At 71.1% G+C, this 12,639-nt stretch carries 12 protein-coding genes; 5 read left to right on the plus strand and 7 right to left on the minus strand.

The annotated features are described in order from the left end of the window. Positions 1–209: 209 nt before the first annotated feature. Positions 210–830: an RICIN domain-containing protein gene (locus AC069K_RS02570; RefSeq protein WP_478611401.1), complete on the plus strand. Its 621-nt coding sequence runs from the start codon at positions 210–212 to the stop codon at positions 828–830. Between the two features lie 196 nt (positions 831–1,026). On the opposite strand, the gene AC069K_RS02575 is transcribed toward AC069K_RS02570, so the two are convergent. Continuing rightward, positions 1,027–1,449 (minus strand): MarR family winged helix-turn-helix transcriptional regulator, encoded by a 423-nt coding sequence (locus tag AC069K_RS02575; protein WP_478611999.1) that lies wholly within the window; start codon positions 1,447–1,449, stop codon positions 1,027–1,029. A gap of 112 nt (positions 1,450–1,561) precedes the next feature. On the opposite strand from AC069K_RS02575, the gene AC069K_RS02580 reads away from it, so the two are divergent. Continuing rightward, the gene (locus tag AC069K_RS02580) at positions 1,562–2,422 is read left to right on the plus strand and encodes an alpha/beta fold hydrolase (RefSeq protein WP_478611404.1); all 861 of its coding nucleotides are present in this window, start codon (positions 1,562–1,564) and stop codon (positions 2,420–2,422) included. A 542-nt stretch (positions 2,423–2,964) separates the two neighbouring features. Here AC069K_RS02580 and AC069K_RS02585 read toward each other — a convergent pair. The 5 genes from AC069K_RS02585 to AC069K_RS02605 form a co-directional block, all read right to left on the minus strand. Continuing rightward, entirely contained in the window at positions 2,965–3,840 is an 876-nt protein-coding gene (locus AC069K_RS02585) for a tetratricopeptide repeat protein (RefSeq protein WP_478611407.1), read from the minus strand. 220 nt (positions 3,841–4,060) lie between these two features. Continuing rightward, positions 4,061–4,561: a hypothetical protein gene (locus tag AC069K_RS02590; RefSeq protein WP_478611410.1), complete on the minus strand. Its 501-nt coding sequence runs from the start codon at positions 4,559–4,561 to the stop codon at positions 4,061–4,063. Positions 4,562–4,569: 8 nt separating this feature from the next. Beyond that, positions 4,570–5,349, minus strand: a complete 780-nt coding sequence (locus tag AC069K_RS02595) for an amidase domain-containing protein (protein WP_478611412.1) — start codon at positions 5,347–5,349, stop codon at positions 4,570–4,572. A 4-nt stretch (positions 5,350–5,353) separates the two neighbouring features. After that, the gene (locus AC069K_RS02600; RefSeq protein ID WP_478611415.1) at positions 5,354–5,851 is read right to left on the minus strand and encodes a YbaK/EbsC family protein; all 498 of its coding nucleotides are present in this window, start codon (positions 5,849–5,851) and stop codon (positions 5,354–5,356) included. Beyond that, positions 5,821–6,744, minus strand: a complete 924-nt coding sequence (locus AC069K_RS02605) for a DMT family transporter (RefSeq protein WP_478611418.1) — start codon at positions 6,742–6,744, stop codon at positions 5,821–5,823. Before AC069K_RS02605 ends, AC069K_RS02600 begins: the two co-directional genes overlap by 31 nt. A gap of 80 nt (positions 6,745–6,824) precedes the next feature. Between AC069K_RS02605 and AC069K_RS02610 the strand changes: the two genes are divergently transcribed. The 3 genes from AC069K_RS02610 (at position 6,825) to AC069K_RS02620 (ending at position 11,667) form a co-directional block, all read left to right on the plus strand. Next, complete coding sequence (locus AC069K_RS02610; RefSeq protein WP_478611421.1) at positions 6,825–7,775, plus strand: LysR family transcriptional regulator; 951 nt, start codon at positions 6,825–6,827, stop codon at positions 7,773–7,775. A gap of 108 nt (positions 7,776–7,883) precedes the next feature. Then, a complete protein-coding gene (locus AC069K_RS02615; RefSeq protein WP_478611424.1) occupies positions 7,884–8,387 on the plus strand; it encodes a hypothetical protein in 504 nt (167 codons plus the stop codon). Between the two features lie 16 nt (positions 8,388–8,403). Next, positions 8,404–11,667 (plus strand): tetratricopeptide repeat protein, encoded by a 3,264-nt coding sequence (locus AC069K_RS02620; protein WP_478611427.1) that lies wholly within the window; start codon positions 8,404–8,406, stop codon positions 11,665–11,667. Positions 11,668–11,730: 63 nt separating this feature from the next. Here the strand turns inward: AC069K_RS02620 and AC069K_RS02625 are convergent, their stop codons facing one another. Beyond that, complete coding sequence (locus AC069K_RS02625; protein ID WP_478611429.1) at positions 11,731–12,225, minus strand: hypothetical protein; 495 nt, start codon at positions 12,223–12,225, stop codon at positions 11,731–11,733. Positions 12,226–12,639: the final 414 nt, after the last annotated feature.

Genomic DNA, 12,639 nt, shown 5'->3' on the forward strand with positions numbered 1-12,639 from the left:
CGACCTGCGCGGATCACATCGGGGCCACGCGGCCAACTCCGCTCCCCGGCAGTGTCAGGGCCGTGGAACGCCACCAGGGAACACCCGTTCCCCGGTGCCGTCCAGCGCATGGCCCGCCGTTGTCTCGATTGCATCGGACAAACGGCGGGCGTGCGACCCACTCGTCACCGGCTCGGCGGCCCCGCCGGCCGGACTTCTCAGGAGGTACGGTGAACAGCACGAGAAAGCTGGTGGGACAGGTTTCCCGGATCGCCGCCGCGGTCGTGGCGGCGACCGCGCTGACACTCGTCGGGGCGAACGCCTCGACGGCCGCGACCGGACCGTCCGCGTCCGCGTCGACCGCCGTGGCCAAGGGGGCGACGGGCGGTGACGTCCTCGGCCGGTCCGGCGACGCGAAGACCGCCGGCGTCCAGGCCGTCTACACCCGCAGGATGAGAAGCGTCGCCACCAATCTGTGCGTGGACGACAGCAACATCGGCCTGCGCCACTTCGGCTGTCAGGACCCCTACGGCCAGTACGCCAACTTCCAGAAGTTCAACTTCACCTACCTCGGCAACTACACCTACGTCATCCAGAACTGGGCCACCGGCCTGTGCGTCGACGACAGCAACATCGGACTGCGTCACTTCAACTGCCAGGACCAGAGCGGCCCGTACGCGAACTACCAGCGGTTCACCCTGGCCGAGACCGCCGACCACAGCTACGTCCTGCGGAACGTGGCGACCGGCCTGTGCGTCGACGACAGCAACATCGGCCTTCGTCACTTCGGCTGTCAGGACCAGAGCGGCCAGTACGCCAACTTCCAGCGGTTCCGTCTCGACACGTACTGAGTGTACGGAGCGTGTGACGCGGCTCTGCTGAAGCGGCGCCCCGGCGGGCGAGAGCTGTGCGGTGCGGGTCGGGGGACTGCATCGCACAGCTCGACGGCGTGCTGCGGCCGCGGTCAGGGATTCGGGCTGTTCCGGCGCGCGCCGCGGTCACCGGGTCGGCCACGAGGCGCGTCGGTCCGTCAGGATCCGTCTCGGGCTACGCGGGGCCGTCCGAGTCCTCGAAGAGGGTGAGCATCCGGCTGAGTACGCGTACGCAGGCGTCCACGTCGGCCACGGTGAGATCGTCCGCCGCCTCGCGGAGCAGCGCGTGCTCCCGGGCGAGGACGCCCTCGATCGTCGTGTGACCGGCGCCGGTCAGGCGGATCAACGAGGACCGGGCGTGCGCGGGATTCGGTACGGCCTCCACGAGACCTTCCGTCGCGGCGTCGTTGACCATCCGCTGCACGAACTGGCGGCTGATCGACTGTTCCCGGCCCATGTGGGGGACGGTCATCGGCCCGTGTTCGTGGAGCAGGGCGAGCACGGCGCGCACGCCCACGGACAGGCCCGGCGGGGCGTCCTGCTCGATCTGCCGCTGGACGCGCCGATAGAGCGGTCCGACCAGCGCGAAGACCGCCATGAGTCGCGGACCTGCCTCGTCGGGGGGCAGCGGGCGTTGTTCTTCCCTCACACACCGATGATAGATGACACCTCGGTTGTCATCGCTCCCGTCTCATGACAACCTAGTTGTCATGAGTGAAGCTCTCGGTCTCGACTTCTTCGCCTCCTTGGACGGTGACCTCGCCTACCGCGACACCGGCGGCAGCGGTGTCCCCGTCGTCCTGCTCCACGCGGGGTTCCTCGACCACACCATGTGGGACGAGCAGGTCCCGCCCCTGGCCCAGGCGTTCCGGGTCATCGCGCCCGATGCCCGTGGGCACGGCTGGTCCGCCAATGCGAACCGCCCGTTCCGCCAAACCGACGACCTCGCCGCACTACTGCGCCACCTCGAAGCCCACCCCGCCGTCCTCGTCGGCATCTCCATGGGCGCGGCGATCGCCGTCGCCACCGCGCTGGAGCATCCCGCACTGGTTCGGGCTCTGGTCATCACCGGCGGCGGCACGGACGAAGGCGCGTTCACCGAACCCTGGTCCCGGCAAGCCCAGGCCGCGCAATTCCAGGCTCTGGCCGCCGGAGACATCGAAGGCTGGCACGAGGCGGGCGATCTCTGGGCGCACGGCCCCGAACGCGCGCGGGACGCCGTCCCTCCCCAGACCTACGCCCGCCTGCGCGAGATGCGACGGCGGACCATCGGCAAGCACAGCCCCGGCGAGCCGGACCACCGCGTCGTGGTCGCGGACCTCACCGCGCGAGCGGGTCGGATCGCCGTGCCCGTGCTCGCCCTCAACGGCGCCCAGGACGCACCCGAACTCCGGAATATGGCCGAGTACGTCGCCCGAGCCGCCCCTCTCGGCAGGACGGCCGTGATCCACGGCGCCGCGCACTTCCCCAACCTGGACCGTCCCGAGAGCTACACCCGCATCGTCGCCGACTTCGTCCACGGCCTGCCCCCATGGGACCCGTCGGCCCAGGAGCCGGTCGGCGGCCTCTGAGGACGCCTCGGCCCGGGTGCAGGGGAAGCGGCGGCAGCGGCCCTGCTGGTCTCCCTCACGGCCCTGAGCAGCCCGGCCGGCGCGGCCACCACCGAGGACGAGGGGACGACGGCACTCGGCGTCGCCAGCTCGGCAACCGATGCCCAGGCCGCGGCCCTGCCCTGCATCACCAGTTACGGGGTCATCACCTGTTTCGACAAGGCCGGGGACAAGGTTCTGGTCAAGGACACCGAGGAGGACCACAAGTCGGCGGTCGGACTCTCCCGGTACAACTACAGCCGACCCGCCGACGGTTGCCGCAACGCGCTGGGGCACGGCAAGTGGGCGGAGTGCAACTACAACATGCGCGAAGAGGGATACGTCCAGCTGGAGAACGCCAGGTACGACGGCGACACCGGCAAGTGGTACTACCCCGACCCGCGCGTGCTCTCCATCTGGCTCCCCATCGGCTGACGGTCCGACGGTCTGAAGGACTTCGCCCCGCACCAGCCCGCACCGCGACAGCGGTGTCGGCACCACCCCTGCTTCACCCGGCGTCCGGGTCAGCCCTCGGAACCCCCTTCAGCGGTCGGATCCTCGCCGGTGAGGCGGGCCAGGAGCGCACGGGCCTCCCGTGTGCGGGGGTGGTCGGGGTGGAGTGACTGCTCGCAGGCCGTCACGGCCCGGCGAGCGGCGTCTTCCGCCTCCTGGCGGTGGCCCAGGTGATGCAGGGCGGTGGCCGTGAGGATGTCGGCGGCTCCGCTGGAGGCACGGCTCCCCGTGGGGGGAAACCGACGTGTCTCGGCCAGGGCTTCCTCGTAGCGGCCCTGACCGTTGAGGCTGCCCACCAGGAGGCGGCGGAGCGCGGCTTCGCCGAGTCCGTCCGCGCGCGGCAGGTTCCCGCGGGCGATGGCCTCCGCTTCCTCGTGGCGGCCCTGCCCGTTCAGCGCCGCGGCCAGCTTGGCCAGGGTGAGCAGCTCGGTCTCCCACACCTGCGCGAGGTGCGCGACGCGGACGGCGGCCCGCAGGATGTCCCGTGCCTCGGACTCCGCTTCCTCGTACCGCTCCTGCTGGACGAGGATCTCCACATGGCTCGCCCGGACGGCCAGTACGAGGGCCCGTTGAGCCGGGTCGGCACCCGCGGCCCGCTCCATATCCGAGATCAGCGCTTCCACCTCGGGCAGCACGTCCAGCCCCCGCCCGTGAGCGACGGCCGCGGCCAGGGCGAACGCCCTGGCCAGCCGGTCCGAGAGTGCGGAATCCGCGCCCGGTACGGGTGGCATCGTCGCGAGGTACCGTCCGCCCTCCTCGGCCTGCTCGAACTCTTCTGCGGCGTACAGTTCCCGGACCCGGTCCAGGACCGCGCTGTGGGCGGGTGCCAGTCTGCCCTCGGTGCGCCGGTGCCGCAGACGGCCCCACTCGGCTCGTATCCCTCTCACACCGGGTGAGGCTACGCGATGGGGGTGACACCACGACAGCAACGTCATGGTCCTCCCCCGATCCGCCGGTGCCCTCCCCCTGCGGGGGCACGCGCAGACGGGGCGACACGTCCAGACCAGGCGAAAGAGCCTCGCCCGCATGACGGCCGTCGGCCGAAGCGAAATGCTCCGCGCCCCAGCCCCGGGGGCCGTGACGCGGGGCGCGTGACCGCCGGCCCGGTCAGTTGCCGGACGAGCGCGAGCCGGTGCCGCCCGGGGTGGCCGGTGCCCAGTCGGGCACCTTGGCCGCTTCGGCGGGGTCGGTCTCGTCGAGGGTGACGCCCCAGGCGTCGTCTCCGCCGATGCGTACTTCGATGGCCTTCTTCTGGCCGGTCCTGGCGAAGTACAGCACGACGACCTGCCGGGTCGAGCCCTCGTCGTAGAAGTCGGCCGTCACCTTTCCCTTGGCGGCCTTGCCGAAGACCTTGATCCAGTTGCGGGCCGTGGTGTCGGCAGCCTCGCCGTCCTCGACGGCGAGCCCGGCCAACGCGTCGGCGTCGCCGTCGTCAAGGCGCCACACCGTCTTCTGGACCGCTTCCAGGCTGCCCCGGGAGGGGTAGCCCACGACGCGCAGCGGTTCGTGGGTGGAGTAGTCGCTCTGGTAGACGTCCGTCCCGCCCGAGGTGCATGCCGTAACGGCGGAACCCGCGAGCAGGGCGACGGCAAGGGGCTTCTTCGGCATTTTTTCGATCAACTGCGTGACCTCGGTCGAAGGATGATGACGCGCTCGATGTAGTTGCTGCTCTTGCGGTAGCGGGCGATGGCCGCGGCCAGGCTGGTGCGTCCCACGCCGCCGTGTTGCAGGAGCTGGACGCCGTGCCGGTTGGCCGAGACCACGGCAACGTGGTTGTACACCCGCTCCTTCTTCCACTTGAAGAGCGCGATGTCACCGGGGCGCGCGTTCACCGCGTGGACGAACTGCGCCCCACGGTAGTTGATCATGTGGCGGCGGACGTTCTCGGCACCCGACCAGGTGTAGCTCTTGTTCTTGACGGTGCCGAAGAAATAGTACTGCTGCCACCAGGCACGATCGTGCTTGCGGCCGCCGCCGCGGGTCTTCATCCCGCCCCCGTAGTAGAGGGCCTTGGAGACGAAGTTCGTGCAGTCCTGACCGTACTCCCACTTGGTGCCCAGGTTGCGCGGTGCCCAGTTGGCCGTGCCCGAGCCGTTGACCTGGGCGGCGCGCAGGACGCCCGCCCCGGCCCCCGGCGGTGCCTCGGCGGGGAAGCCCTCGGCGTCCAGCTCGATGGGCACGTCGGGTACGTCGGTGATCGGGCCCTGGGCCCCCGCGCTCACCTCCAGGCCGTTCTCGGCGGCCGCCGACTTCGACAGGACCTTCTCCGCGGCGGACGCGTCCGCCTCCAGGCGCAGCGGCGGCGCGCCGCTGTCATACGCGGGCCCGCGGGATGCTGGTGCACCCCGCGGGCCCGTGCGCGCAACCTCTCGGGCCTCCCGCCGGGGCACTGCCACCCCGTCACTCCGTTACGGGACCCGCGATGCGCTCGATCCGCGGCTGGGCGAGCTTCGCGTAATCCGCCCCGGACATGACCAGTGATCGGTCCAGGCGAGCGGCGTTGAAGTAGAGGCGGGGCTGCGCGACGACCTCGGGGTCCGCGATGAGTTCGAGGTCGGGGTCGAAGCTGAAGGGCAGGACGGTGCCCGGAACGGCCTGGGCCAGTCGCTCGGCCGTGGCCGCGTCACAGAAACCCACGTACCGCGCCGCGTACAGCGCGCGGACGGCCCCGAGGTCCACGCGCCGGTCACCCGGGACGACCGCGAGCACGTAACGGGTGACCCGCCGGTCGACCTTGACGATGAGAACGAGGCACTTCGCCGCTTCCGACACCGGGTGTCCGCGCAGTGCGCTGACCGTTTCGGTCGTGCCCTCCGGTTCGTGGTCCATGACCTTGTACACGGTGGCGGTGCTGTCGAGCAGGTCGATCAGACGCTGGTAGGTGCCGCTGTCCGGCATGGTGACTCCTCTTGTCGCGTGGTGCGGTGGGCGTGTTCGATGCTCTGCCCCCAGTACGTGCCGGTGACCATGAGCGCCGCCCCGAGACCCGCGAGGGCGGTGACCTTCTCACCGCCGAGCCCGATGCCCACCGCGACGGCCCAGACCGGCTCGGTGCCCAGGAGCAGACTGGCCCGGCTCGCCGAACTGTTCTGGACCGCCCAGGTCTGCGCGAGGAAGGCGAACACGCTGCAGAACAGGGCCAGATAGACGAGTTGGCCCCAGACGGCGGCATCGACGTGCGTCAGTCTCGGCAGGCCGCTGGAGGCCGGCACGGCCAACAGCACCGCGCCGAGAACCGTTTGGACGGCCGTGAGTTGCAAGGGCCGGACGGCGCGGCCCTTCGTCAGATGCCCCACGAGCGCGACGTGCACGGCACGCACCACCGCGGCGGCGAGCATCAGCAGGTCGCCGAGGCGGGGGGTGTGGAAGCCGCTGCCGGACATGAGCAGGGTGACGGCCAGCAGACACACACCGGTGGCGGCGAAGAAGCGCGGAGGCAGGGAACCGTTGCCGGCGGTGCGGTCCAGCAGGGGGGTGAGCACGATGGTGAGGCTGATGATCAGGCCGGCGTTGGCCGCGCTGGTGTGCGCGACCCCGTAGGTCTCGAGGACCAGGACAGCCGCCTGGGTGACCCCCAAGAAGGAACCGACGCGCACCTCGTCGCGCGTGCAGCGCGGCTCCTGCCGGGCGGCGACGAGGGCGAGGCAGGCCGGCCCGGAGATCGCGTACCGCGCGAACAGCACCACCAGGACGGGCAGCGCGGAGGTGGCCGTCTTCGCGGCCAGGTAGCTGGAGCCCCAGACGATGGCGACAAGGAGAAGCACTGCGTCAGTGCGGCGGGAGTGGAACACCCCCCTACGCTCCCTTGCTTCCACCGTGAAGCCAAGGCCGTACTTCTTAAGGGATCTTGAAGTATCCCTACACTGTGGGCGTGAACGAACGACAGTTGCAGATCTTGCGGGAGCTCGGCGAACTGGGAAGCGTCACCGCGACCGCCGAGGCGCTGCTGATGACGCCGTCCGCGGTCTCGCAGCAGCTGCGCCTGCTGCAACGCTCGATTCCCGTCCCTCTCACCGAGCGCGACGGACGGCGGCTGGTCCTCACGGACGCCGGCACCGCCCTGGCCGCTGCGGCCATCGAGGTGGAGACCGCGCTGGCCCGGGCGCGGCACACCATCGAGGAGTTCGTCGACCAGCCGGACGCGGAGGTGTCCGTTGCGGCCTTCCACAGCGCCGCCTCCGCGTTCTTCCCCCTCCTGCTGCGCGGCCGGACCGGCTCCGGGCACCCGCGGCTCTCGTTCGCCGACGAGGACGTCGAGCAGGAACACTTCCCGCGACTGACCCGCCACTACGACCTCGTACTCGCCCACCGTCTCGACCAGGCGCCTCCCTGGCCCGGCACGGTCACCGCTCGCACGCTGCTGCGCGAACCGCTCGACATCGCCCTGCCGGCCGACCACCCCCTGGCCGCCAGACGACGCCTCACCCCGCGCGACGTCGCCGACCAGCCCTGGATCACCGTGCACGACGGCTTCCCCCTGATGGCGACCATCGACGCCATCGCGAACGCCGCGAACCGACGGCTCGACATCGTCCACCGCATCAACGAGTTCACCGTGGTCGCCGAGGCGGTGGCAGCCGGGGGCGGCCTGGCCCTGATGCCCCGCTGGACCACGCGCCCGCACCCGGCACTGGTCTTCCGGCCGCTCAGCGGCGTGCACACCCGACGCCACATCGACGTACTCCACCGCCCCGAACGCTCCGCACGCCGAGCCGTACGGATCGTGCTCGACGAACTCGACCGGGCGGCCGCAACGATCCGGAGCCGAGACGCAGGCACGGGTGACACCGGTGCGGAACGGCCACTTCCAGAACAACCCTGACGGGTTCGCCCGTCCGCCACGCGGCACTCATCCCGCCTGATTCGGCGCCCAGTTGCTGTACGTTGCGAGTAATCGAGTCCGGGCGACGTGAGGGGCAGGTGGGGGACGGTGCTGGTCGAGACGCTGACTGCACTGGCCGCGGCGAGCGGCGGTGCGGTGGCCCAGGCCGCCGGAACCGACGCGTGGCACGCGGTCCGGGAGCGGGTCGCCGCACTCTTCGGCCGTGGGGACGCGGAACGCGGGCGGGCCGAACTGGAGCGGCTGGACCGCACCGCCCGGGCACTGGAGCCGGGCGCGGCCGCGGACCCGGACCGGGAGCTGCTGCGTCAGGAAGGTGCGTGGCAGGAGAGGTTCGAGGCCCTGCTGGAGTCCTTGGACGCGCGAGAGCAGGAGCGAACGGCCCAGGACCTGCGCGCCCTGCTGGCCCTCGTCGCCGGCACCGGGGACGACGTGGCCCTGGCGACGGGGAACGCCGAGGCACGGGACGGGGGCAGCGCGGTGACAGGGATCAGGCGGGTGGACGGCGGACGGCCGGCCCGAGCGGTGAACACCGGGGACGCGCACGCGACCGGTGCGGGATCCACTGCCGTCACCGGCATCGTGGCCGAGTAGCGACCGGAGCGGCGCGATGGCCAAGTGGCGATGGGGCAGAAGGTACGACCTGGGCAAGCGCACCCTCGCGGGCGGTACGGTCGGCGGGGACGCGCCGGAGCAGCAGGTGTCCGGCAGCGGAAACGCGATCGCCGCGAACGGCGGCATCGCCGTCACGGGCATCTACAACGACCATTCCAGCGTGGTGCTGCCACCGGAGGCCGTGCGGCCCGCCGCCGAGCTGAAGGCCAGGCCGGGACTGGACAACCTGCCGTACCGCACCGCCCACTTCGTGGGGCGCGCCGCCGAACTCGACCTTCTCGACGCCTCCCTGAAGAAGCCCGGCGGCGTGTGGCTCCATGCCGTGCACGGCCTCGGGGGAGTGGGCAAGAGCACGCTGGCCGTGCACTGGGCGGCCACCCGGGCCCGCAAGCACGGTCTCACGCCCGTCCGGTGGATATCGGCCGACAGCGCGGCGAGCGTGCAGCAGGGCCTCGCTGCGCTGGCCACGTCCCTCCAGCCGGCCGCCTCCAAGGCGATGACGGTGGAAGCGCTGGCCGAGAACGGGATGCAGTGGCTGGCCGCGCACAGCGGCTGGCTGCTCATCCTCGACAACGTCAACCACCTCGCGGACATCGCCCCCCTCCTGGCCCGCGCGCCCAAGGGCCGCTTCCTGATCACCAGCAGACTCGCCACCGTATGGCACGACGCCACGGCCGTCATCCGGCTCGACGCCCTGCAACCGGCCGAATCGCTGGCCCTGCTCACCCGCATCGCCGGGGGCGGAGGCTCCCGGGACCTGACCGGAGCGGCCGAACTGTGCGCGGAGCTGGGCCAGTTACCCCTCGCCGTCGAGCAAGCCGCCGCCTTCCTCGCCCAGAACCCGCTGCTGACCCCGCGCACCTACCTGGAACTGCTTCGGCAGGACCCCGGCCCGCTGTACCAGCAGGGCGGTGAGGGCTTCACGGTCGCCGAGCGCACCATCGCCCGCATCTGGCGCGTGACGCTGGACCGCATCAGCGAACTGCAGCCACTGGCGCCCGACATGCTGCGCACCCTCGCCTGGTACGCCCCGGACGGCATACCCGTCGACCTCGTGGACGACGAGGGCGAACCGGTCGAGGTCGCGAGCGCCGTCGGTGTCCTGAACGCGTACAGCATGATCACCGTGGACCCCGCCACGCGTGCCTTCTCCCTGCACCGGCTGGTCCAGTCCGTCGCGCGTACCGCCGACCCGGCAGACCCGCACCGCGAGCCCCACCTCCTCACCGAGGCCCGTGGCCGCGCGACAGCCGCCCTGGAGACCCTCCTCCGGCCGACCGACTGGAAGGACCCCGCCACCTGGTCCTTCGGGCGGGCCGTCCTTCCGCACATGGACGCCATAGCCGGCCACACACCCTCCTCCGCCGAGACCAGCACCACGGCACGCCTCCTCAACCACGCCGGTGTCTTCCTCCTCAGCCAGGGACTGGCCGCCCGCAGCGGCGCACACCTTCGTCGTGCCCTCGACCACCATGAGCGGGAACTGGGCCCCGACGACATCAACACCCTCACCTGCCGGCACAACCTGGCGCACGCCTACGAGGCGGCAGGGCATCTGGAACGCGCCATCCCCCTGTACGAGCGGGCCTTCGACGACGAGAAACGCGTACTGGGGGCCACACACCCCCTCACCCTCGCCAGCCGTAACAACCTCGCCGCGGCCTACCAGGCGGCGCGAGACCCGGACAAGGCCTTCGCCGTACTGGAGGGGAGCCCCGGCGACCGGCCCTTGTACGACGACACACCCGCGGGCGAGGAGGATCTCTTCACCCTCACCGCGCGCAACACCCTCGCCCGCACGCGGCAGCAGGCGGGAGACCACACCGGAGCCCTTCGCCTCTTCGAGGAGAACCTCACGGCATGCGTGCGCGTGCTCGGCGAGGATCATCACCTCACCCTGGTGACCAGGAACAACATCACGGGCATGCGCCGCAGGATGGCGGAGCCGCCCGACCAGGCAGTGTCCCGGCTCACCGCGATCGTCGGTGACATGGAACGGGCCCTGGGCGAGGAACACCCCGACACCCTTCTCGTACGGGCCAACCTGGCGGGCGCCTACCGGGACGCCGGCGACCTGGACCGAGCCGTCGCGCTGTTCGAGGAAGTCCTGCCCGACCTGGAGCGGGTACACGGCGAGAACCACGGCATGACCCGTGCCGCCCGGGTCGCCCTCGCTCTCGCCTACCGCTCGGTCGGCGATCTCGACGGGATCGCGCGCCTCAACACCCCGCCTGAACAACCCACGGGCCGCCCCGGACCATCAACGGCCGCTCCCGCGGCCAGCACCGCCCCCGGCGCTCCGCAAGACCCCTGGAACGAGGAAGTCCGCGATACCCGTAGTGCCGACCTCGGCTACGGCTTCCTGGCAGCCGGCGACGGGGCGCGTGCCGTCCCGCTCCTGGAGCAATCCGTCCACGACAACCAGGCCCGACTGGGCCCGGACTACCCCGGCGCGCTCACCGACCGGCACAACCTGGCAGTGGCGCACCTCACGGCGGGCAATCCCGAGCGCGCCCGACCCCTCTTCCAGCAGATCCTGGAGGTCCGCGAGAACACCCTGGGGGCGGACCACCCCGACACCGTCAACACCCGCCGACACCTCGCCGACGCCCACCGCGAAGCGGGTGACCTGGACCGGGCCATAGAGCTGTACGAGCAGACGTACCGCATACGGACACGGGACCTCGGCGCCCGCCACCCGGACACCCTCGGCGTGCTCGGCTTGCTGGCGTACACCCACCGGCTCGCGGGGCGACCGGACCGCGCCAGGCCCTTGTTCGAGCAGGCACTCACAGGCATGGAGGAGGTGCTGGGCCCCGACGACCCCGGCACCCTCACCGTCCGCAACGGTCTCGCCGGGACGTACGAGGGGACGGGTGACCTCCACGGGGCCGTGCGGCTGTACGAAGTCAACCTCGCCGCGTGCACGGAAACCCTGGGGGAGAACCACCTCCACACACTCACCGCCGCCCACAACCTGGCCGTCGCCTACGCCACGGCAGGGGATTTCCGCCAAGCCCTCCCCCTGCTCTGGAACACCCTGCGCCGCCAGAAGAAGGTACTGGGCGCGGCCCACCCCGACACCATCGGCAGCCAGATCAGCCTGGCGGGGTTCTACCGGACCGTGGGAGCGGGACGCCGGGCCCTCCGCCTGTACAACCGGACCCTCTCCACGTGCCTGCGAGCGTTCGGCGAGAACCATCCTCTGACGCGTGAGGTCCGCCAACACCTGGTGGCCCTGCGCGCCACCAGACCGTGAAGCCCACCGGGCCGCGGACCGAATACCGCTCTCCATTTCACGCGGCCCGCCGCGAGGGACCACTCACCTGGGTCCTCCCGTACCGCAGGCCACGTCACCAGGGGCCACGTCCCAGTCCGCCCGAAGGTCGCGGGCATGGACCGTGATCGTGGCGTCGGTCAGGGCGATCTCGTGGACGCAGCCGCCGTCGTCGGCGGGCAGGATTTCGTCGAGGAGCACGGCATCGCACCGCATCCAGTCGACGCCGTGGTCGTAGGAGACGGCGAAACGGACGACGCCCTCGTAGGCGATACGAAGGCCCGTCTCGTGTTTCCACTGGTTGGGCGCGAATACGAGGGTGAGTGTGCCGCTCTTGTCCGTCGCGATCCGGATGTCGGAGAGCTCCAGGTCCTTCACGCAGCACGCGGCGTCGCGCCGGTAGTGCTCGGCGTCGGAGGCGAACGCGCGGGCACCGGGCGGCAGCGCCTCAGCGAACTCCGGGAGCGCGGCCAGGTATGCCCGCGCGTCCGTGAAGAACCCCTGAAGCTCGTCGTCCCAGGCGGCCTTGATATATTTCATGTTCCCCTTACTGCCCGATCCCGATGGGGGGCGTTGCCCCCGCTGGTCGCGAACGTCAGTAGTAGTCCTCACGCTCGCGGTCCCGGCCCGTCGGTCCCGAGGACCGCGCCGAGACAGCTTGCCGACTCGTGGGTAACGACGAGTTGATCGCCGGGCTGATCACCAAGGGGGAGAGGCCGCTGGTGCCGCAGGTCCCCCAGGAGCCGCACGATGCGCACGAGCGATCGGCAGGTTGCACTCGAAGAGCCCGCGAAGCGACTGATGCCGCTCCCCGTGAACGCCCGTGCCGGAACGCTGTGTCATGCTGTCCGGCCACGGCGACCGTGATCGCCATCGCTGCACACCAGGAAGAGTATCCATGCGCATCCCATGGCGCCGACGCCCCGTAGGGCGCTCCCGGCGATTCCTCGACAC

It is taken from the genome of Streptomyces sp. NPDC043908 (assembly GCF_056435525.1).

Coding starts and splice junctions, on each gene's coding strand:
- AC069K_RS02575 (WP_478611999.1), bottom strand. CDS start 1,449: ATGGCGGTCTTCGCGCTGGTCGGACCGCTCTATCGGCGCGTCCAGCGG.
- AC069K_RS02580 (WP_478611404.1), top strand. CDS start 1,562: ATGAGTGAAGCTCTCGGTCTCGACTTCTTCGCCTCCTTGGACGGTGAC.
- AC069K_RS02590 (WP_478611410.1), bottom strand. CDS start 4,561: ATGCCGAAGAAGCCCCTTGCCGTCGCCCTGCTCGCGGGTTCCGCCGTT.
- AC069K_RS02600 (WP_478611415.1), bottom strand. CDS start 5,851: ATGCCGGACAGCGGCACCTACCAGCGTCTGATCGACCTGCTCGACAGC.
- AC069K_RS02620 (WP_478611427.1), top strand. CDS start 8,404: ATGGCCAAGTGGCGATGGGGCAGAAGGTACGACCTGGGCAAGCGCACC.
- AC069K_RS02625 (WP_478611429.1), bottom strand. CDS start 12,225: ATGAAATATATCAAGGCCGCCTGGGACGACGAGCTTCAGGGGTTCTTC.